The following is a 20,740-nucleotide window of genomic DNA, read 5'->3' as shown; positions in this document are numbered from 1 at the left end:
TCCGGAAGTAAGTGTAATATCAAGGATACCTCTCCCTGAACACATCTGTGTTCTCATCCTTACATTTACAGTATCCCTTTATCACTCTATTGAACCATCCTTCATTCAGTTCAGCCACTTTTAGATATATGATCTTCATTACTGAACTTTCACTTGGTAGTGCATCTATAACCTTTATTCTTCTTCTAATCTCCTTGTTCATCCTCTTTATTATGTTCGATGAGTGAAGTGATCCCCTGATACTTTCAGGATACTGAAAGTAAGTGAACAAATATCCAAGCTTCTTCTCCAGATTGTACACAGGCCTTGGATACTTTGATGACCATTTGCTTTTGAAGTGAGTAAATCTTTCAATTGCAGAATCCTTTGTGCCTGATCTTAATATATCTTTTAGATCACGATCTATTTCATTCCTTATCCGATTATTCTGCATCTGATTCAAGATTTCTTGATGCATGAATGGTGCATAACTGGAAATCAGATCCTGGAAATATCTTTCTTATTTCCTCATCAAATTTTGGTATACCATCTGCTATGAATAATGGAGGTTCCCTTATCCCCATGACAATTTTGAAAGGTTCTTTTTCTACCATGTCTCTTCTCATGAAAAAGAATAATCCACCAAGGAATATGGCAATATATCTTCGATCAAGAGATCTCTCCTGGAATCTTTTTACCTCTTCATGTGTGGCTTAAGTTATTGCTGATATGGTTGATTTTAAATATCTATTCTGAAATATTATCTTCATTATTTTAGCACTATTCCCTGTGGATATACTCTTAGAGTAAAGTGCCATTATGAGTTCTTTCTATTCCTATGGATCTGAAATATGGTTCGAATATAGATATTTTGAATGATCCTTCTCTATCTCTAGGTACATTCAGTTCCTTTATTTTCCAATCCTTGCCATCATGGATCTGTTATAATATCCATTCTTCTGGCCATGGTTTTCCATATACATATGCCTCCTTGTTTGTGTTCAATATTCAAGGAGGCATCATTTTCTTTGTATGAATTTTGCAATCATGATTTATGGTTACACAAGATTCTGTACACTATCTCTAATAGCTAATATTTATAAACATTAAATAAATAAACAAATAATTATCATGACAATTGGTGCCTATGCATTTACGATTAATGATTGGAAGGAATTGGGATATCCTGTCGATTTGTGGCTGGAATGGAACTCTAAGTATTTTGATCAACTGGCCCTAGTTATATACGGTGAAATGGAAATTGATCCCCCTTCTAATGTTACTATTATAAAAGAACCTTCGATACCTGACAGAACTAATGAGGATTTTTTTTTAAGAGGAAAAGAAAAGGCACAGAAACTATTGAACACAGATTGGAAAGTAATGCTAGACACGGATGAATTTGTGCCAAAAAGAATAGATACAACGAATCTGGACAGGAAAAAAGCATATGCCATTAGTGAGAGGGATTTTTTTGGTAATCTAGAAACTGAGATAGTTAACGTTTTCCCTAAGTTCTATTATAGAATTCACTATGGGAATAGGCCGATTGGTAGGGCCGGGGCGGCTGGGGTAACACCTCCATATGCAGCAAATTTCGTATTTGGTAACTTTGTTAATGATGTATTAAGAAAGATCTTTAAAAAGAGAGAATTCAAGCCATATTATGATCCCTCCACAAATAAAAATTTTGAAGTTTGGCATACTAGTACTGTTAGGAAACCTGATGCAATGGCAAAGAAATGGCGCATTCATATTAATGCAGCAATTAACTCTGACCCCAGTCTAGGTTCTTATAAAGATTTTTTAAAGAATGTGCAATCAACCTTTGATTACAGGGGATATAAGAAAATCTGGCCTGCGGCAATTCTCAAAAAAGTTGATTTATCTATCATACCTGATATCTTGAGGAAAAACGCTGAGAGGTTTAATTTCGCAATATTTGATGAATCTGAGTATGATTGAATCCTTCATAAAAAGGATATAAAATTTAATTTGTTTCGGTATTCAATTTTTTTGTTGCGTAGGTCAATGTGCTGAAGTCGTTATCCTAATGTTATTGTAATATTGTACCTTCAGTGCAATTTATTCAAATCATCAATTTTATGCATATCATCATTAGAAACAACAACCCACTTTGGATTATACTTCATCGCCTTCTTAATACCGATATTGAAATTGTGCGCAATGCTAAAGTAAAAATCTCCTCTTCCACTACTTTCTACAAAAATGATGTGCAAACCTTTGAATATACTTTCTCTGCAATCTATTGCAAACTTCCCGTTGAAATCAGCTGTGGGTATTACGACAACAATATCTTTCTCTCTCTCAACTTCATGTATAGTGGAAAATCCTTTTGGCCTTTCTCTCATCCACTTCATTAGTTCTTCACGGTTATCCAACTACTTATAGAATTCAATAATTTTATCAGGATCATCACTTGTAAAATAGTTGTTGCGGTACTCTACGAGACTGAAGAAAATCTCCTTCTTTGGCTATTTTGTGTGACAGTAAAGACGGCTATTATTTAGGATTTTACTTGAACTCATTATGTGAAATAAGTTACAACTATAGATAATTTGATGAAACTGTAATTTTAAGACTTATTCATTTCATATAGTTCCTATAAACTTCATTATATTTCCATTGTGATCGATGTAAAAAGTTGACATTTATTATTTTACTATTGAAGTTGAAAAATATGTGAGGTTTTCTAACTTCCATATTATTTTCCACACAAATATTAAAACTTATTTTCTTCAAGCGAAAGTAGAGAGGAAATTAGAAAACCTTCACTGTAAATTCAAAATTACTCTTTGCAATATCATAGTGAGGTAAACAAAATGACAAATACAAAGAATTAATTAATGAGTGTAGAAGAACTAATAAAGCTTTTCATAAATGATAGGACAGAGGGTAAGAAGGAGTTCATTACCTGGTTTTTAAACAATGTAATGAATGAGGAGGCCATTGAACAGTTGAATGCTGAAAGATATGAAAGGATTAATCAAAGAACAGGTTACAGGAATGGATACAAGAAGAGAAAGCTGAAGACTGTGGATGGTGAACCAATAATGGATAAGCCTGACATAAGGTCAGGTACATTTGAAACCGTGATATTTGATAGATACTCTACTGTTTAAAAGACATTGAATTCTGTAATAGTAGAATCGTACATCAATGGCGTATCAACAAGATCTGTTAACAGTATAATAAACAGCCTGGGAGTAAATGTATCACCAGAGTATGTATCATCGTTGAATAAGGATCTTGATACTAGGGTAAAGGAGTTCCTTGAGAATAGAATAGATGATAAAATAGTATACCTGTACATATATGCTACTTACTTTAAGGTCAGAGAGAATGGCAAATACAAATCAATGGCACTATACACATCAATTGGTGAAAACAGCAATGGAATAAGGCAGATATTATCAATGGATATATACAGTTCAGAGGATGAAATGGACTGGAACAACTTCTTCTTTAAATTACAGGAAAAGGGGATTAACAGGAATAAAGCTCGTAATATCAGACGGACATAAGGGAATAATGAAGGCAGTAAGGGAATCATTCCCTGAATCATTATGGCAGTACTGCCACTTTCACTTCATAAAAAATTTAAGGAAGACTGTAGGAAAGGAACAGTGGAAGAGTATATCCAGGATAGTATCAGAGGCCTTAATGGATGAATCACTGTTTAAAATAGCCATAGATAGAATGGAGGAGTTAAGGCTTGATAAGTCCATTGATATGTTCTATAAATGGTATGATTCCCTGTACTCATACATATCATTCCCAGGAGAACATAGCAGGAAATTGCATACAAACAATGTAACAGAGAGATTCAACAGGGAATTGAAGAGAAGAACAAGAAAGATAGGTGCATTTCCCAATAGTGATTCATTGATAAGACTGGTTGTTTCAATAGCAATGAACATCAATGATGAGTGGTTAACAAGGAAATACATAAATATGGAGGTTGATTAAGGATAGTAAAGGGTCATTAGAATTTACAGTAAAGATATTATATTATCAGACCATGAAGATTAAATGCATACAAAAGAACTGATAAATACTTTTTTTCTTATAAAAAAACAATATAGAAATTACATTGGCATTCTTTTTACGTTATACGCAAAACGTAAGACTAGCCATATCAAAGATGTAAATTTCAGTGTGTTTCTTAGGGACGGGGAAGAACTTACGGTACCATATGGGAGAGTCACGGCATTTGTTAGACTAAACAATATAAAAAACAGTAACATATCAGAAATAAAATTAACAAATGATGGAATATCATTTAAATACAAAGAAGTCCCAATCTTATTAGACCCTGCAAGATATTCAGATCCGGATGCAGTTTTCTTTTATGAAGAATATAAATTTCTGAACGTTAAGGATAGAGATGTAATAGATATTGGAATGAATATAGGAGATTCAGCACTTTATTTTTCTATAAATGGTGCTAAGCGTGTTATAGGACTTGAACCCTATCCATATGCATTTTCATTTGCAGAAAAGAACGTAAAATTAAATAGCGTTAATAACATAATATTGTTAAATGCTGGATATGGAAAGGATTCTAATATCATTATAGATCAGGGAAAATTTTCTTCTAATGGATCAACCCTAATTTCTTCAGTAAAAGGAAAAAATATACCTATATTTTCTTTAAAAACTTTGATTGATAAATATAATATTAAGAACGGTATATTAAAGATGGACTGCGAAGGCTGTGAATATGCATTGTTAGAGGAAGATGATAAAGTTCTTAATAACATAGAGATGATTCAAATTGAATATCACTATGGATGTGAAAATCTTGTTAAAAAGCTAAGAAATTGTAGTTTTTATGTAGAATATACTGAACCAAGGAATTCATACAATCCTAATGCAGAAAACCAAATATGAATACAGGGTATATCTACGCTACGAGAAGTGATCTATGGCGTGAGTTAGATATAAATGAAAAGAGAAGCTAATAACTATACAACTTTTTTTCTCAATCTTTAGAATATATTAAGGTTAAGAGTGTAAGGGATTTAAGGATATCTTGTATGATTACGACAATGAGAGAATACTACACGGGAAATAAACTATTACAGATATGATTGGATAAGTTAGGAGGGAATCAATCAACCTTGACGAAACTTAGATTACTGTTGCTGATGTAAATTCATACCTTGAATGTTATAATATCCGGGTGTTCTATAACTAGATTTTACCATTAAAGTCTAAAGATGTTAAGGAGAAGGGAATATAACAACAAGCCTTCTACAAAATCAAAACAGAGATAAAGAGTTAAAAGCACCTAAATCCACAAGTTAAGGTTGATAAAATTCTGTTAACACTGTTGATCTGCTCCACCAGAAATTGGAACACTTCTCTTCAATTTTCATCTAGTTTCACCTCAACTTCTTGCCACCGGATATGTGATCCTGTCTCCGTATTCTTGATTTTATTATTTCTAATATATAGTCAATGTGCATACCATAGGGTTTCCCAGCTTTATGACGTCCACATACGTAATCTGGACGTCTAGGATATTTCATTTCTTCAGATATTTCACAGCAATAGAAGTATCACAGGCCATAATTGCTGAAGTGTAATCTTAAAATGATAGGTACGCGATGTCTTTAGATCTGTGGATTTTAAAGACAATAGGCGTTCCCTTTCCTTTTATTGCCCATGGGAGATCAACGGTCTTCACTCCATGCTCATTGCATCTTATCCTTGGTTCACTTGCACCCAATATTTGGGATATTGGAAGATGTTAAGGTGCCTCCATATATGTTGTTTTGTATCATGTGCATTATAAAACATATCGCAGACGTGCCATGTAATTCTAGGTCCCATATGGAAATCCATAGAGATATCAACTCCCTCTTTCAGGTGATCTAACCTTACTTCCTTAATGTTTATGGTTCCTCCTAATCTAGAAGTTTACTAAACAATCCTATGATTTTACAGGATGAAATGAATGATGATTAATAATATACTTCGAAAGAGTTAAGACAGGTTTAAAAAAGATATAAATAACAAACACTTATCATTGTTCTATATATTTAGATAGACATTTGTTTTGCTCATGGTTATTAGAATTCATATGCGATATTCAATATAGATGAGCTAAATAAATATAGAATTTTTAAACATCACTTTGTCCCTATAATTAGATTTTAAAAAAAATCTTAGATCAAAAAGCCAACTTTGCAGATTCTACTAAGATAAAGCCATACATTTTGGCATTTTAATGGCAAATATTGAACCATATTAAGATTATTTTTTTTCTTATTGTTTTGGAAGTAATGCAATTATAATTCAATTATAATACAAGTTTAATGCAGTAGTAATGCAATTATGAAAAAAGAAATGCAAAAATAATTCAACATAAGAGGGGAATGACGCAAAAGAAATTCAATAAATCATCCAGGCATCATTTTGCTGAAAAATCATTAGTGTTAAAGTTTAAGAAAAATTTATATATTTTGTTATTCTAATTTAGCTGTTCACTACGGGTAGAGGTAAACAATATGACCTTCAAAAGATGCTTGATTTATACAATAAAGGATATTCATACAAGGAAATAGAAAATGAGTTACAAATTGAATCGGTTCAAAGCGTCCGGCATGCCATAGAAAAAGGATTAAAGGATGATATAAAATTCAATCAGGCACTCATTAAGCTTAATGAAGCAGAGACGGAAATGGAAAAAACAGAAGAGGAAGAGGAGAGGAAAAAAATTGAAGAAAAAATGAAACCTGTAAGAATGGGAATATTTGATTTCCGGATTAACATTCAAACAATGGATGCCCTTGAATACTTCCTTCAAAATAAGTATGGTAGCAAAGTTTTAATTAACAAAACTAAAAGAGTAATAAGCATATCCGAAGAACTCGATCCTCAAGAAATGAAGGATTTTTTATTTCGTAATGGTTTTTTAATGTTGATAGATAATTTAGAGTAAGACGATGCGGCGCAACTAAATATTGAGGTATTTCGTTCAGCACCTAGAAGCACCATCAGCATGGAGAAAGAGACTGCAAACATTTTCCAGTACTTAGGTGGTTATGAAGAGACGAATGAAGTAAGACTTGCAGTTGATGATCTGATTAAATCTGGACGCATTAATTTTGATGGTGTAACATTAAATATTATTGATCAAAGCGTAAACATTGACAGCATCAGGCGTGCCATAAAATCATCTTGCTATAGTGCAACAATCGCATACTGTCAAACCTGCGTCCTCGAGATGCATGGAAGAAAAATAGTTGCAGTTAATGGAAATCAATTATTTACCATAACAAATATCTCATATTCTGAATTTGAAAGTTTAATCAGGGCTTCCTAGAGAAAATATTATGGTAATCTTGAAAGGAGATGGATGATTTCTGTTGGTACGCCAAACGAAGGAGTTTATGGAAAGATTTTTTATAATGACTATTCTCAGAGCGTCATGGAAGACTTTTCTATGGCATGTTCATCAGAAAATATGGAAATTTACAAGCCATATTTTGAAAAGTCAAATGAGCAAATAGAAATGGATTTAACCTACTTTAAAAGATTCGAGGAAATATCGCTGTCAGAAATAAATAATATGATTTCTGAGGATTTCCTTACGTTTACCATAGCTAGGGAAATAGTTTCAAGAATTGGTCTTATTTAAATTTCGCATGATTTTAAATTGATTTAAGATTTTGATGTCTCCCTTTCGAATGATGATTTTGAACAATGCCTTCACAATGTAATGTCAGTTTATTTTTTGACAATTCCGTTTTTCTTGAATTTTGTATAATATTGCTAAAACTGCTTTTTATTTTGTGTTTAAGCTGATTGGGGAAATTTGTTATATTTGGAACATTAGTTAGCCAACAAGAAGGTGTGATTTTTATAATATCATATTTCAACGTCTAAAAGTAGTATATGTTACCTTTTCAATATAATGTATTCTATTCTTAGCTTTCTCCCCATCTCTCCTTCCATATCATCCCTGTCGCCCATTATTACAGAATTTTTGATATCTATATCAAAATCTTCCATGGCCTTCTGGATCATTCCAATATTAGGCTTCCTGCAGTTGCAGTTCTCCTCAGGTCTATGGGGGCAGTAATATGTTTTGTCAACATTTACACCTTTATCTTTCAGTCTTTTAAGCAATTCATTCTGGAATAAATGAAATTCATTTTCTGTAAAATAACCCCTGTTAATTCCTGACTGGTTTGTTATGATTATGATTAGATATCCCTTTTCTTCATATTCCTTCATGATCTGAACAGCATCATCATAAACATACAGATCCTTAAGATCATGGCAGTATGGGCAGTCCCTGTTTATGGTTCCGTCCCTGTCAATAAAGAGTGCTTTTCTAGCCATTGGATATTACCTTTAATTATGGTTATTACTTATTTAAACATCCTTATTCTTTCAGCAAAATTGAGGAAACAGTAATAAGATAGTTTGTTTTCACAGATTATGGATTTACAGCAAATCAAAAATTATCTGGAAGAAGGATCAAGAGTAAGAAATTCTCTGGACATTGAAAAGATTTCCTTTCTTGGGGAATCCTTATCATCGGCCTTTAAGAACGGTAATAAACTGATCATTTTTGGGAATGGGGGAAGTGCCGCAGATGCACAGCACATTGCGGCAGAGTTTGTGGGAAGATTTGAAAGAGAAAGAAAACCTTTACCTGCGATGATTCTCCATGGCAACAGCTCCTCCGTAACAGCAATTGGCAATGATTACTCCTATGATAAGATATTTTCAAGGCAGCTGGAAGCATTTGCGAAGAAGGGTGATATTATTATAGCACTGAGTACAAGTGGCAACTCCGTTAACGTGATATCAGCAGTTGATAAGGCTAAGGAAATCGGATGCAGTGTGTTTGGAATCACAGGAAGCAAGGGAGGAAAGATGAAAGATATCCTTGAGGAGAATAATCTTATACGTATTGATAGTGATAGAACATCCTTTATTCAGGAAAGCACAATTGCCATTGGTCATATAATATCTAAGATTGTTGAGGATTCTTTGTAAGGAATTGATAAAAATGAGTTCAGGAGATTTAAGAATTGTAACAACCAAAACACCGTTGAGGATAACATTTACCGGTGGTGGCACAGATCTTCCGCAGTATTACAGAAATTATGGACCCGGAGCTGTTGTGTCTGCAGCAATTGACAGGTACATATACATATCTGTGTCAAGGAACTTCAGGAAAGATGAGATAAGGGTAAGTTATTCAAAGACGGAGAATGGACTGAAAAGTGTTAACGAAATCCAGCATCCTACGGTAAGGGAGGCAATGAAACTTTTAGATATTAGCACTGGAATACAAATTGTGAGCATTACAGAGGTGCCATCTGGGGGAACTGGACTTGGATCCAGCAGCTCATTTCTTGTTGGGCTACTTAACGCATTACATACATGGATTGGGGAAACAGTTTCTCCAAGGCAGCTAGCGGATGAGGCTGTTAAAATTGAAAGAAATATACTTGGAGAACCCGGCGGTAAACAGGATCAATATATTGCAGCCTTTGGTGGAGTCCAGTTCATGGAGTTTGAGAGGAATGAGAATGTTAAACTCAAGCGAATTAATATTAAGGGTGAAAAGTTAAGCGAGCTCAATGATCAGTTAATGATGTTTTATACGGGTGTGGAGCGAAAGTCTGTTGATATTCATAAAGATCAGTCAAAAGGGATTAATATTAACAAATCAGGATATGATAAGATGAGAGATATCGCAAAAGAGACAAAAGAAAGTTTAGAGAATTATGATTTCAATATGCTGGGTAAATTTATGAATGAGAACTGGAATATCAAGAAAAGTCTTAGTAAAAAGATAAGTCAGGATTTGATTGATAACTGGTATTTGCAAGCAATCAATGCAGGTGCAGTTGGTGGAAAGTTGATTGGAGCAGGTGGAGGAGGATTTCTTTTGTTTTTAACTCCACTGGAAAGGCAAAATTATGTTATGGACGCATTGAATGTTCTTGAGAGACATAGAATTAATATTGAAAATCTAGGATCAAGGGTGGTATATCTTGAATGAGGAAATGAAAAACTTAATAAGATCATCATCAACTTGTATGGTATTAGAACATGTTAAACATTTTATGGTTAAATCATAGAGACCCTAAACATCCGAGGGCTGGAGGGGCCGAAAGAACAATATATGAGGTAGCGAAGAGACTAGTTGAGAAGGGAAATAAAGTAACTATATATTGCCCAAGGTGGAAAGGGTCACTTGATGAAGAAATAATTGACGGTATAAAAATCATTAGGAAAGGTAACAATTTTACTACCCATGCGTTTTTACCAATTTTTCTCATTAAAAACAGTTTTGATGCGATTATAAACGATTTGGCTCATGGGGTTCCATGGATTTCCCCTGTATTTCTTAAAAGAAATAACTTTGTCTTTTTTAGGCATCTCCACGCAAGATCTTTACCAGGACAAGTTGATATTATTCTAGCTAAAATCATAACTATTTTAGAAAAGTTATACCCTTTTATCTACAGGAATATTAAAATTGTAACCGAATCTAGTAGCTCAGAAGAAGATCTTATAAGATTAGGACTTGATAAGAAAAATATAGTGAGAATCCCTCCGGGTGTAGATCTGAACTTATTTTCACCTGGTAAAAAGTCTAAAAGTGTGCAACTTATTTATTTTGGAGGGTTTAGGAGATATAAACGGCCTGAATACATTTTGAATGTTTATGAGCAATTAAAGACCAATATAAACCATCTAAAAATTGTTATTACAGGTGACGGAAAACTATTACAACAAATAAGGGAAGAAGCTAAAACTAAAAATTATAATATTTTTTTTACTGGTAGAGTAGATCAAGACGAATTAGCCGGGTTAATTAAAAAATCATGGGTAAATTTACATTTTTCTATTACCGAGGGATGGGGTTTGTCTATAATTGAATCTTCTGCTTCTGGTACCCCGACAGTTGCCTTTAGGGTTCCAGGGGTGATAGACACCTTAAAAGATAATCTAAACGGCTTTTTGGTAGATGATATAAGCGAATTCAGTAACAAAATATTATATATTATTAAAAATGAGAATCTATTTATTAATAATTCTAGAAAATTCGCTGAAAATTTCACATGGGAGAAAACTGCTGATATGTGGCGTGAATTGTTGGGCAATATTGAAAAAATTAGTTAATCATTTACATCAACTCTTCAAGCGTTTAAATTTTTATTTGAGTAAGATTTGTCATTTTTAAAAAATCTTGGTAAATAACCTAAAACTAGTACAAAAATTTAGAGGCAATAGTTCCAATGGATGCATTTAACGTTGTAAAAAGTAAATGAAACGATTTTAAAATTCAGAATTAAAAGTATTTTGAAAAATTGAACATTTACGTTCATTTATTTTCAATGAAAATAGGGACTCTTGTAATGGTGACTCTACAGAGCATAAACACCACAACTTAGCATCTTCTTCACTCCAGCAGTGATATCATATTCTGGAACAAATCCAAGATCCTTTTTTGCCTTTGACATATCTGCCTGTGTAAAAAACTGATAACTCTTGAGAGGATTCTTTATATACTCAGCCTCTAGATCAGAATTCATCTGTTCCTTTACGATTTTATATATTCTGTTGAATGTATTGCTATTACCAGATCCAATATTGTATGATTCACCTGGTACTCCTTTCTCCATGGTAAGATATGTTCCTTTCACGTTATCATCTATATATATGAAATCCCTTTTCTGGTTACCATCTCCATAGATTACAGGTCTTTCATGTTTGTGAAATGACTTTATAAATCTCCATATTACACTTGCGTACTGGCTCTTGCTGTTTTCTCCAGGACCATATGTGTTAAAATATCTAAGAGAAATACATTCCACATCCTTTCTGACAGAATAGAACCTTGCTAGATACTCATCAAGGATCTTTGTTACAGGGTACAGATTTGAATAACGATCAGGAAGTTCACTCTCAACAGAAATAGATGTGCTATTACCATAGGTTGCTGATGATGAAGCAAGAACAACTCTTGGAATATTCTTAATTCTTGCGAATTCCAGAACGTTAAGGGTTCCATTGGCATTTACATTGAATCCAGATAAGGGGTTCTCATCAAATTCTGGTGGAGATGTTGTTGCAGCCAGGTGGAAGATACCATCAAACTCTTCTTTAATATCCATGATCTTATCGAAGTCTGTAACTGAAATTAAATAATCTGGATTACCATTTATATCTAAGGTCTTTACAGTATTGTTATTTTTTATGAGGAATTCCTTGAGATTACGTCCGATAAAGCCTTCTCCACCTGTTATTAAATAATGATTACTCATTAATTACAGATATTAACCTCTGCTATTAACTTTTTTTGAAGTTGCGAATTCTCCTGCTTAATGCACTTTGATTAACTTTCAGTTATCATTTCCCACATTGTAAATTATAATTTTATGACGATATCATATCTATAATTAAAAAATATTAATAAGTGACGATACTCATAAAATTTAAAAATTTATTTTCTTCAAGAGTATTCACACGAGCTATTTACCCAGACAAATGAATTTAATTCTGGCTATACCTATGACCGTGTTTAAAAACATTATAAAAAATTCTTAAGATTCCTAAGATTAGAACTCAATATATTTTCACAAGATAAAAAATGAAAATATACAACCCATTTATTTTTGGTTCTTAGGCATTATCGAAACTGGGATATATTTTCATAGTTGATGAAACACTTTTTTTTAATTGGGTGTCCTCTAAGTAAAAAGTTCTATAACGTTAATGTAATCGTATCCGCCTTACTTAATTTTCCTTCATCTCCAGTTCTCTTCCTGTTCTTCTTCTGAACTTCACTGAGATCATTTACGCACTTTTTCACTGTGATGATCTTAGATTTCCTTATTGTTCTTGATCTCATTATATTCATCTTTTTTTCTCTAAGTTGAGCGATCTTAGAAATGAATTCTTTTCTATTTGTGGATATTGTATATATGATATCCAGAAGTATTCGTACGATTGCAATTATAGCACGGTTCTTCCAAAGTCTCTTAACAATGCCAAGGTATTTCCTCTTCATCCTATTTGAGTATTTTATTACACTACATGCAGCATTGATCATTATGAAACGGAGCAGTAAAAGGGCCATGTTTTGTTATATGTCCTTCTTATATCTGATGATCCCGATTGATTCTGTCTTGAAACAATCCAGCATATGATGTAAGCTTCTACTTTGGCCTGAATCTGGATATGATATCGATTTCTGACATGATTGATGCTGATGAATATATGCCCATACCTCAATTTGTCATGAGGATCTTGACGCTCCTGTCATTTATTACAGATCTGAGAAATCCGAAAAACATCCCAAGGATGAACGGAAGGAATCGGTTGATCGTGGAAATATATTTCTTAGGATTAAAAAGAATCATGTGAGGAGGGATTAGGTTAAATGGAAATGGTTAGAATGCATGGGAGATTGCAATGAAAGTGTAGTATTACAACACTATAAAGTAAATGACAGATGGCAATTGAATTGTGTAATACACTTCTTTATTATTTTTGTTCAAATTTTGTCTGGCTATTATCCCCATATTATTCTCAATTTATTTGCTCTGTGATTTTATCTTCTAATTATTTTCAGCGACAGTTTCATTCAGTCTTTTTTCTGTATTTTCCACTCCACCTAATGTTGAACTTAAAACTTAGATATTTATATGCCATTCACTCGTTATTCTTGTTTAAATTTTGCAAATGGCTTGTTGTGATATTCTCTTATCCTTCAAATTCCCAGGCTTGAATGATAAAATGCATTCATAGGATCCCCTTAGTATCTCATACTAAAAGTATGAATCTAAATTAACACATAACATGAACTTAGGAATAAGCAATAAGCACTAAATGCTAAACTGTTCGAAAAGGTAACAAAATTGGATAAGAAAATTAAAGAAAGCCGAAATATTTTAATTCAAGATACTGAAATTGCAATTTCAGGCAGTGATACCATAGCCATAAGAAACAAGTTTTTTTCAATCTAACTTCAGAAGTGGAAGAATTTAAGAGTAAACCAACCCGCGTCGTGAAATAAGTATAAAAACATTTAAGAGGGCAAAACTATTAAAATGTTTGATAAAGCAAAGGAGAGGTTTGAATGAGTGATTCCAGAATAAAATTTGGTAATTTCAATCTGCAGTATAACGACCCTCATGACTTAGCTGCTATTATAGAAAGTTATGTGTTAAATGTATACAGAATCCAAAAAATTAAGAAAGGAGGTATTGTGGTGGATGTAGGTGCGGGTATTGGTGAATTTGCAGTAATAGCTTCGAAAATTGTCGGGAATGAAGGCAAGGTAATTGCAATAGAGCCCTCTCCAGAGGATTTTAAAACATTACAGTACAATATAAAGAAAAATAAATGTGGCAACGTTATACCAATAAATAGTGCAGTCTCAGATAAAAAGGAAAAACTCTCTCTTTCATTTAAGGGAAAAAATTTCGAATCCAAAGCAGATACGTTACAAAATATTATTGAAAATCTCAAAGTTCCAGTAAATTCAATCCATTATATGAAGATGGATATCGAGGGGGCAGAACGATTTGTAATTCCATTAAGCATCGATATAATCAAAAACTTTGATTATCTTGCCATTCAAATTCATGATGGTTTCTCAAGTGAACTCATTCCTTATATGAGTAGTCAGGGTTTTGAGTTCAAGCGGGTTGAGAGAAACGAATATATCTTAAATGCATTTAAAAAGGTAGTTCTACATCCAACCGATGCTTATCGTTTATGGAAAGCATTTAAAAGTACGGGAGAGAATCCGGGACTTGCGAAAATATCATCCGGTATCGATATTTCTAAGTCTGATGAGTTGGTTGTAGGCCTTTTCTTTAAGCCAAACATAACTGCCTAATATTTAATTTTAAAAAAAATTAGATTGAAGTAATGAAATGTAGAAATTATGTAAAAACTATTCTGCGCCTAAGTTTGATTATTCCATATTGAGATATTAAGGACAAGAGGATATCTAAACAGATCTTATGGAATGTGAAAGAGAGAATTAGAAATAAAAGCTATATTCTAGCACTATTCAAAGTCTTTGATTAAATTAAGACAGCTTTACATTACGAAATAATGAGGTTTTATTAATAGGTCAAAATTGAAAATTCTTTTCTAAATTTCCAAAAGAGAAAATATTTTACTATAGAACTGAGCATATATAGTCAGAGTATAAATCTTCGTGATAGCTTTCAATATTTTCCTATGTGTTTCAACCCACAAAAAACCGTTATAGATCAGTTTTTAAACATAAAAATTGCTATTCAGAATTTATTTAGTAATGATATTATGTTTCCCCTGTTGCATAACCCCATAATTCTTCTTAAAGAATCATTGAAAAGTTGACTAATTTTTTATTGTAAATGAGGGTCTCACATTTCGTGATATGCAATACAGATGTTCGATAAAACATAGAGAAATATACTACAATATGCAAGAGTTTCACATAATCTCAGTGAATCTGTTAGAAACTTGTCATACATACTTGCTAATTCAGCATATGATGCATGAGAAATATATGATTAATTTTTTTTGATAATACACATTCCATGCCGGTAACTGACAGGAATAAAAAATGGGCATCAGATCTGGTACATTAACAGTTAACAGAAATATAAGAAGAAGTATTGGAAAGGAACATGCTTGTCTTTATCCCTTGAGATAGGAAAAATAACACACATTGTCCATATTAGAGGCAATATTATATCGTGAGAATATATGGTATACACGTAACAGATCATTTGATTAAGCAATTGGCCTTTGGATAATTTCACACAATCACATGGTAATATCAAATATATTATCAGGGAAAAGTCAAGGGAGATTAAGAAAATCGTTAGTTGATGAAATATGAGACACGCCACTTTACTAAGATTATCAATTTGAAATACGTAGCCACTGTTGAGGAACTAATATGAGATTAAATAAAAGTGGAAACGATGATTAAAAATTCTAATATTTATTTTGTAGAAAAGGTGATTCAGGAAGAATTAGCAAAACTAATAAGAGAATGAGGGATAAATTTACATTTTTTAGTTACCTAAAGCAGGTTTTGTCTATAAAATACTCCGCGGATTCTTGAACGCCCAGAGTGGCATATAAGGTTTCAAGTCTGGTTTATAAGATTAGGAATGGTTTTGATGGGTTCTTGTAGGTGATATTAATGAATTTGGTGATAGAATATTAAAAGCAATAAAGAATGAGTACCTATTAGTTCAAAATTGTAGAAAATTTGCTGAGAAATTTATGTGGAGTATAACACGTTAAAATGCATTATAAGTTGATCAATGATAATATTTGAAACGAGTAGATTACGTACATGAACTTTTTAGGTTTAGATTAATAATGAAAGGTGTACTATTTATCTTTATCCCTTCCAAATATGTATCCTAAAATGAATGGTATGCTTCGGGCTGAATTTATCGGTATGGTTTTCAATCTCATACTAAATTTTACATTTCTTCTATGGTGTGTTGATAATTTACTAGCTGCACTTCCACTTAAACCTCTTAATGTTCTTTGTGACTTTCCATACCAGTAATATTTTCTAATTATTTTTTTTAACGAAGAGTCTTCATAATGAGAAAGTAATATCTCAGATGTAACTTCTAACTTATCTGATAATTTCTTGCATTCGTCAAATATGATATGATGCTCACCGTAACTAATTTGATCAAACAGCTTTCCAGAATTTTTTATTATAGCATTAAAAGCTTCTGACAGCAGTTTTGAGCTGTAAAACCTAGGTAATAAAAATGCAAGTGATTCTTTATTTAATCTACTAAGCTGCAATTCACTTATATACCTCAACATTTTAGCTTGATTAACCCAAAAACCTTTACCTAAACTGTCCTCCCTTAAAATAACCATATCATGATTATAATAGTTTTTGTATAATAATTCCAAAGCATTGTTTCGTAAAGGTCGGGTGCTATCTAATAATAATGATCTATCTCCATTTGCACACTTATGAGCAATATATCTGGCAAATAAAGCAAGCGAATTAGTAGGCAAATCTATTACCTTACAATTATATTCTAGTAGCATTTTTTTTATATTAATATTATTTGAACTATTAGCACATATTATCTCATAGTCCCTATAAGATTGATTTTTGATTGATTCTAATACTTCAATTAATGATTGCTCGCCTTTAGATATAAGCTCTATCGAAATCATCCAATGAGGTTATGATTGTAAGGAATAAAATCTTTTATGTGTACTGATATTTGTGGCTGACCCGTACCATTAATATATATATATCACATATAATATACTATTGAGGATTTCTAATAACCTCCCAACAAACACCGTAACATTTATTCATGAAACACGCATGTTACTGTATGAGTGATTTACTTGATCATGCAATTAAAGGAAAATACAACTCAATGAAGATAAATGATCCATTAATATTTGTAAAGAATGCCATAGACTGGGATGCATTCACACTATTATTGAATGATCTGTATCATAATGATACCTGTAAAAACCATGGTGAAAGTACTGTTCTTACAGAGCATGTTCAACATGGTTTATGAACAGGCAGAGACACTCATAATGGATAGAATATCATTCATGAACTTTCTTGACTATCCTGATCAGTATCCTGATGCAAGAACCATATGGTTATTCATAGAAAGATTATCAAAAGCAGGAAAGGAACGGATCATATGGAATGAATTACAGAGACAGCTTGAACTGAAAGGAATAAGGGTAAAGAAGGGATCAGCACAGGATGCAACATTCATCACATCAGATCTTGGACATGTGAAACATGAAGAAACAAGATCAGAAGGTAAAACAAGAAGATCAAAGGATGGTTCATTCACAAAGAATAACAGTAAAAAATTTTTTGGATATAAGGGTCATACCATTGTTGATGATAACATTCCTGTTCCAATGATAAGATCCTATGCTGTGTCAACAGTAAAGGATCATGACACAACCATTGATATTCCAAAAGAGGAATAACAGTATACAGGGATAAGGGATACTTTGGACATTATCCAAGGGGAATAGATGGTACAAAGGATCACTTGTTGAATGTCCATATTCTATTATTAATAGGGTATTCCATTTTTCACATATAATGGTTACCCTTATACGTAGAGTAAGAGTAAAGGTCATGTTTGCATGTTTTGCTTATAATATACATGGGTTGAAGATAACTAATGGATAGTGTGAGCTATCAATTTTTAAAGAAAATTTAAGGAGAAGTAGAGGAAAAAAAGTATAATTCTGAAAGTAAATGGTTGAAATTGTTATATTTTCTATTAATCAAGTTACGTTTTGTTATATACGTAGAAAAGAGATGGAAATTTAGAAAACCTCTATTATTATTAGGTCGTTTCAGGTATAAGATAGTGCATTTGGAATAGTTTTTAAAAAGTATAAAATAGAGTATATGCGATTATCATGGCGGGCAAGCGCAAATGAGGCACGTATATTAATTGGAAAGGTTTTTGTTATCGATCCAATATCAAAATTTAATGAGAGAGAAAATATCCAAATCAAAAGAATTAGAACCTCCCAATGAGAAAATAAATGGTATAAATAGGATAGGTTTGGTAGGATTTAAATATCACTCAAGTGGAGGTGGTAATATTCATTTTAAAAATCTAATTCCATGCTGGGAATCATCTGGTATAAAAATATCCTCTGTAAAATCTATAATGGGAGAAGAATTTTCTTTTTTATCAGTTTTTAGGGCAACTATTAAAGCAATGTTCTTGAGAGCGGATAAATTCAGTGATATAAGTAAAAATGATATTATTCTGTCTGTCTCGCCCTATCCAATGGATTTCATTTTGGCATTTCGATTGTCACATAAATATAAAAGGCCTTTAACAGTCTATATTCATCATATAACTCCAAGTATTTTAATTCATCCTTATAGACGTGGAACATTTAGAGTTTTCTTAAATGTATCGTATATTACAGTGCTACTTGCTTTTCTTAATCATTTTAAAATTCCTATTTTTTTGGACAACCCAAGAACATTAACCAAGCATAGTATGAAAGTATTCCCAGATTTTGATGCGATTCCAAAAGTAGTAAACAGTCAACCGCCACTTGAAAAGCCTCGAGGTCTTTATGATATTACTTATATCGGGAGAATCGAAAATCATAAGGGCGTTATGGATATTATCAAGGTGGTAGAAATTTTGATCAAAAAATATTCTATGCCTCTTAAAGTAATTCTAGCTGGAAGAGGTGAAGAAAAGTATGTTAACAAAATTAAAAAAATAATTAAGAAATTAGACCTTGCAAAAAACATAATATTAAAAGGTTTTATATTAGAAAACGAAAAGTATGAGTTACTTAGAAATTCCAAAGTTTTTCTTTTTCTAAGTTATGAAGAGGGTTGGGCAATAAGTGTTATGGAAGCTGCAAGTATGGGCACTCCAGTTGTGGCATATTCACTTCCAGCGTATTATTATCTCAGGGGTAACTATTTTCCCGTCAAGGTTGGAAACATTCAACTCTGTGCAGATACCGTCAAGCAGATACTTGATAATTATGGAACCGTTATGGAAAAGACGATGAAGGCAAAGGAATGTGTTGACAGTTATTCATATAACTTTATAGCGAAACAGCAACTTATATTTTTCAGTAGAATTGCAGAAGAATACAAAGTGAGTTTTCATGAATAAAATACTACTTGTTGGGACGTCATTCGCTAGGAATGGAGAAGGAGTTCCAGATATGAATTATACATTTAGAGAAGATCTTTCGAAACTAATTGACATAGATAGTTTGGACATATATCAAGCTTCAAATAATTATTTTCCAGGTATTTCTAGATTTTTAGCAAGGAATCTCTTTCTTTTCAAATCAAAGCAATTTATAGAAAAAAAATACATTCATGTAATGCACCCAAATGATCTGTGCGGTACAGTTCCATTAATAAATTTTTCAAAATATTCAGAACGAAGAATAGTTACTGTTCATGATTTTTATCCGTTTATCAAAAAATTTGATCAAAGTTTTCTTTTAAGAATTGATAATTTATTTAAAAGAAAGTGCTTTGATTTTATTCCAACATATGACCACATCTTCGCAAGAACCGATGAAATTTCTAACAGATTAGAGGATTGTTATGCTATAAAAAAGGAAAAGATAACAGTTCAAGGTCCAATAATTGAAGAACAATATTTCTCATCTAAGTTAAATGATAAAAAAAACAGTAAAGTAGTCATAGGTTATGTGAACAATTTCAACTGGAATAAATCACGGATGCTATTAAAATTTATAGAAACTTTCAAGAAAATTAAATCAATGGAACTAGAACTTCATATATATGGTTCAGGATTTCCGTTCGGAGATCAAATTAACGACGATCCAAGGATAAAATATTATGGCTTCCTTCAAGATTCAGAAGCAGCTGAAGTTATGGCAAAATTTGATGTTTATCTTTCTACGTCTGAGTTTGAAGGTTTTGGAATACCTATTGCAAAAGCCAAGGCATTGAAAATTCCTGTTTTATGTTTTAAAGGAGATATTCCAAATATAACAAAGGGAAACACATGTCTCTGGGATCAAAATAATCTCAAAAGTGTTATAGAGAATGAAGAGTGGAGAAATATTGATTTAATTAAAGCATACAAAGACGTATTGTGCCTACGGCCCGAATCCATTGTTAAACAAACCATTGAGGTTTATAAAAAGGTTTTCTTATGATTGTATACATAATTTTTGTAATAGC

20 protein-coding genes and 1 pseudogene are annotated in these 20,740 nt (G+C 32.3%); 14 read left to right on the top strand and 7 right to left on the bottom strand.

The genetic code is table 11. The features are described from left to right. Positions 1–19: 19 nt before the first annotated feature. The gene (locus CSP5_RS04775) at positions 20–433 is read right to left on the bottom strand and encodes a transposase (RefSeq protein ID WP_077076267.1); all 414 of its coding nucleotides are present in this window, start codon (positions 431–433) and stop codon (positions 20–22) included. Next, on the bottom strand, positions 423–593 hold the full coding sequence (locus CSP5_RS09735; protein WP_206744746.1) for a hypothetical protein: 171 nt from the start codon (positions 591–593) through the stop codon (positions 423–425). The genes CSP5_RS04775 and CSP5_RS09735 overlap by 11 nt, the downstream gene beginning before the upstream one ends. Positions 594–1,110: 517 nt before the next feature. Here CSP5_RS09735 and CSP5_RS04770 point away from each other — a divergent pair. Further along, complete coding sequence (locus tag CSP5_RS04770; RefSeq protein WP_077076266.1) at positions 1,111–1,944, top strand: hypothetical protein; 834 nt, start codon at positions 1,111–1,113, stop codon at positions 1,942–1,944. Between the two features lie 110 nt (positions 1,945–2,054). Here the strand turns inward: CSP5_RS04770 and CSP5_RS04765 are convergent, their stop codons facing one another. Continuing rightward, positions 2,055–2,360 carry a hypothetical protein gene (locus tag CSP5_RS04765; RefSeq protein WP_148689761.1) on the bottom strand — a complete coding sequence of 102 codons (306 nt, stop codon included), beginning with the start codon at positions 2,358–2,360 and terminating at the stop codon, positions 2,055–2,057. 486 nt (positions 2,361–2,846) lie between these two features. Between CSP5_RS04765 and CSP5_RS04760 the strand changes: the two are divergent. The 5 genes and pseudogenes from CSP5_RS04760 (at position 2,847) to CSP5_RS04740 (ending at position 7,648) form a co-directional block, all read left to right on the top strand. Next, positions 2,847–3,969: pseudogene (locus tag CSP5_RS04760) on the top strand (IS256 family transposase). A gap of 63 nt (positions 3,970–4,032) precedes the next feature. Beyond that, a complete protein-coding gene (locus CSP5_RS04755; protein ID WP_077076264.1) occupies positions 4,033–4,893 on the top strand; it encodes an FkbM family methyltransferase in 861 nt (286 codons plus the stop codon). A gap of 1,636 nt (positions 4,894–6,529) precedes the next feature. Further along, positions 6,530–6,949, top strand: coding sequence for a hypothetical protein (locus CSP5_RS09895; RefSeq protein ID WP_077076263.1), 420 nt, complete (start codon positions 6,530–6,532; stop codon positions 6,947–6,949). Between the two features lie 60 nt (positions 6,950–7,009). Beyond that, on the top strand, positions 7,010–7,333 hold the full coding sequence (locus CSP5_RS04745; protein WP_077076262.1) for a hypothetical protein: 324 nt from the start codon (positions 7,010–7,012) through the stop codon (positions 7,331–7,333). A gap of 33 nt (positions 7,334–7,366) precedes the next feature. Continuing rightward, a complete protein-coding gene (locus tag CSP5_RS04740; RefSeq protein WP_077076261.1) occupies positions 7,367–7,648 on the top strand; it encodes a hypothetical protein in 282 nt (93 codons plus the stop codon). Between the two features lie 260 nt (positions 7,649–7,908). Here the strand turns inward: CSP5_RS04740 and CSP5_RS04735 are convergent, their stop codons facing one another. After that, positions 7,909–8,355 (bottom strand): D-glycero-alpha-D-manno-heptose-1,7-bisphosphate 7-phosphatase, encoded by a 447-nt coding sequence (locus CSP5_RS04735; RefSeq protein ID WP_077076260.1) that lies wholly within the window; start codon positions 8,353–8,355, stop codon positions 7,909–7,911. A 99-nt stretch (positions 8,356–8,454) separates the two neighbouring features. On the opposite strand from CSP5_RS04735, the gene CSP5_RS04730 reads away from it, so the two are divergent. From CSP5_RS04730 to CSP5_RS04720, 3 genes are read left to right on the top strand one after another with little or no spacing between them, the layout of a single operon-like run. After that, positions 8,455–9,018, top strand: coding sequence for a D-sedoheptulose-7-phosphate isomerase (locus tag CSP5_RS04730; RefSeq protein WP_145983953.1), 564 nt, complete (start codon positions 8,455–8,457; stop codon positions 9,016–9,018). A 13-nt stretch (positions 9,019–9,031) separates the two neighbouring features. Beyond that, the gene (locus CSP5_RS04725; protein WP_083705278.1) at positions 9,032–10,033 is read left to right on the top strand and encodes a GHMP family kinase ATP-binding protein; all 1,002 of its coding nucleotides are present in this window, start codon (positions 9,032–9,034) and stop codon (positions 10,031–10,033) included. A 50-nt stretch (positions 10,034–10,083) separates the two neighbouring features. Further along, positions 10,084–11,160 (top strand): glycosyltransferase family 4 protein, encoded by a 1,077-nt coding sequence (locus CSP5_RS04720; RefSeq protein ID WP_077076259.1) that lies wholly within the window; start codon positions 10,084–10,086, stop codon positions 11,158–11,160. Between the two features lie 245 nt (positions 11,161–11,405). On the opposite strand, the gene CSP5_RS04715 is transcribed toward CSP5_RS04720, so the two are convergent. Both CSP5_RS04715 and CSP5_RS04710 read right to left on the bottom strand, forming a co-directional pair. After that, a complete protein-coding gene (locus CSP5_RS04715) occupies positions 11,406–12,305 on the bottom strand; it encodes an NAD-dependent epimerase/dehydratase family protein (protein ID WP_077076258.1) in 900 nt (299 codons plus the stop codon). Between the two features lie 440 nt (positions 12,306–12,745). After that, positions 12,746–13,120 carry a hypothetical protein gene (locus tag CSP5_RS04710; RefSeq protein WP_077076257.1) on the bottom strand — a complete coding sequence of 125 codons (375 nt, stop codon included), beginning with the start codon at positions 13,118–13,120 and terminating at the stop codon, positions 12,746–12,748. Positions 13,121–14,122: 1,002 nt separating this feature from the next. On the opposite strand from CSP5_RS04710, the gene CSP5_RS04705 reads away from it, so the two are divergent. Next, complete coding sequence (locus tag CSP5_RS04705; protein ID WP_077076255.1) at positions 14,123–14,887, top strand: FkbM family methyltransferase; 765 nt, start codon at positions 14,123–14,125, stop codon at positions 14,885–14,887. Positions 14,888–16,389: 1,502 nt separating this feature from the next. Here CSP5_RS04705 and CSP5_RS04700 read toward each other — a convergent pair. Continuing rightward, complete coding sequence (locus CSP5_RS04700) at positions 16,390–17,211, bottom strand: glycosyltransferase family A protein (protein WP_077076254.1); 822 nt, start codon at positions 17,209–17,211, stop codon at positions 16,390–16,392. Positions 17,212–17,378: 167 nt separating this feature from the next. Between CSP5_RS04700 and CSP5_RS09730 the strand changes: the two genes are divergently transcribed. From CSP5_RS09730 to CSP5_RS04685, 4 genes are all read left to right on the top strand, one after another. After that, positions 17,379–17,573, top strand: a complete 195-nt coding sequence (locus CSP5_RS09730; protein WP_171970442.1) for a hypothetical protein — start codon at positions 17,379–17,381, stop codon at positions 17,571–17,573. Next, positions 17,563–18,006, top strand: a complete 444-nt coding sequence (locus tag CSP5_RS04695) for a transposase (RefSeq protein ID WP_241810739.1) — start codon at positions 17,563–17,565, stop codon at positions 18,004–18,006. The genes CSP5_RS09730 and CSP5_RS04695 overlap by 11 nt, the downstream gene beginning before the upstream one ends. A gap of 518 nt (positions 18,007–18,524) precedes the next feature. After that, complete coding sequence (locus tag CSP5_RS04690) at positions 18,525–19,688, top strand: glycosyltransferase family 4 protein (protein WP_077076252.1); 1,164 nt, start codon at positions 18,525–18,527, stop codon at positions 19,686–19,688. Continuing rightward, positions 19,681–20,715 (top strand): glycosyltransferase family 4 protein, encoded by a 1,035-nt coding sequence (locus CSP5_RS04685; RefSeq protein ID WP_077076251.1) that lies wholly within the window; start codon positions 19,681–19,683, stop codon positions 20,713–20,715. The genes CSP5_RS04690 and CSP5_RS04685 overlap by 8 nt, the downstream gene beginning before the upstream one ends. Positions 20,716–20,740: the final 25 nt, after the last annotated feature.

The organism is Cuniculiplasma divulgatum, assembly GCF_900083515.1.
In the GTDB taxonomy this organism is placed as follows: Archaea; Thermoplasmatota; Thermoplasmata; order Thermoplasmatales; family Thermoplasmataceae; genus Cuniculiplasma; species Cuniculiplasma divulgatum.
This window is presented reverse-complemented; position numbering and strand designations above follow the sequence as displayed.

Excerpts from the sequence above, each read along its gene's own strand:
- CSP5_RS04775 (WP_077076267.1), bottom strand. The coding sequence starts at position 433 with ATGCAGAATAATCGGATAAGGAATGAAATAGATCGTGATCTAAAAGAT.
- CSP5_RS09735 (WP_206744746.1), bottom strand. The coding sequence starts at position 593 with ATGGTAGAAAAAGAACCTTTCAAAATTGTCATGGGGATAAGGGAACCT.
- CSP5_RS04770 (WP_077076266.1), top strand. The coding sequence starts at position 1,111 with ATGACAATTGGTGCCTATGCATTTACGATTAATGATTGGAAGGAATTG.
- CSP5_RS04765 (WP_148689761.1), bottom strand. The coding sequence starts at position 2,360 with ATGAAGTGGATGAGAGAAAGGCCAAAAGGATTTTCCACTATACATGAA.
- CSP5_RS04755 (WP_077076264.1), top strand. The coding sequence starts at position 4,033 with ATGCATACAAAAGAACTGATAAATACTTTTTTTCTTATAAAAAAACAA.
- CSP5_RS09895 (WP_077076263.1), top strand. The coding sequence starts at position 6,530 with ATGCTTGATTTATACAATAAAGGATATTCATACAAGGAAATAGAAAAT.
- CSP5_RS04745 (WP_077076262.1), top strand. The coding sequence starts at position 7,010 with ATGGAGAAAGAGACTGCAAACATTTTCCAGTACTTAGGTGGTTATGAA.
- CSP5_RS04740 (WP_077076261.1), top strand. The coding sequence starts at position 7,367 with ATGATTTCTGTTGGTACGCCAAACGAAGGAGTTTATGGAAAGATTTTT.
- CSP5_RS04735 (WP_077076260.1), bottom strand. The coding sequence starts at position 8,355 with ATGGCTAGAAAAGCACTCTTTATTGACAGGGACGGAACCATAAACAGG.
- CSP5_RS04730 (WP_145983953.1), top strand. The coding sequence starts at position 8,455 with ATGGATTTACAGCAAATCAAAAATTATCTGGAAGAAGGATCAAGAGTA.
- CSP5_RS04725 (WP_083705278.1), top strand. The coding sequence starts at position 9,032 with ATGAGTTCAGGAGATTTAAGAATTGTAACAACCAAAACACCGTTGAGG.
- CSP5_RS04720 (WP_077076259.1), top strand. The coding sequence starts at position 10,084 with ATGTTAAACATTTTATGGTTAAATCATAGAGACCCTAAACATCCGAGG.
- CSP5_RS04715 (WP_077076258.1), bottom strand. The coding sequence starts at position 12,305 with ATGAGTAATCATTATTTAATAACAGGTGGAGAAGGCTTTATCGGACGT.
- CSP5_RS04710 (WP_077076257.1), bottom strand. The coding sequence starts at position 13,120 with ATGGCCCTTTTACTGCTCCGTTTCATAATGATCAATGCTGCATGTAGT.
- CSP5_RS04705 (WP_077076255.1), top strand. The coding sequence starts at position 14,123 with ATGAGTGATTCCAGAATAAAATTTGGTAATTTCAATCTGCAGTATAAC.
- CSP5_RS04700 (WP_077076254.1), bottom strand. The coding sequence starts at position 17,211 with ATGATTTCGATAGAGCTTATATCTAAAGGCGAGCAATCATTAATTGAA.
- CSP5_RS09730 (WP_171970442.1), top strand. The coding sequence starts at position 17,379 with ATGAGTGATTTACTTGATCATGCAATTAAAGGAAAATACAACTCAATG.
- CSP5_RS04695 (WP_241810739.1), top strand. The coding sequence starts at position 17,563 with ATGGTTTATGAACAGGCAGAGACACTCATAATGGATAGAATATCATTC.
- CSP5_RS04690 (WP_077076252.1), top strand. The coding sequence starts at position 18,525 with ATGAGAGAGAAAATATCCAAATCAAAAGAATTAGAACCTCCCAATGAG.
- CSP5_RS04685 (WP_077076251.1), top strand. The coding sequence starts at position 19,681 with ATGAATAAAATACTACTTGTTGGGACGTCATTCGCTAGGAATGGAGAA.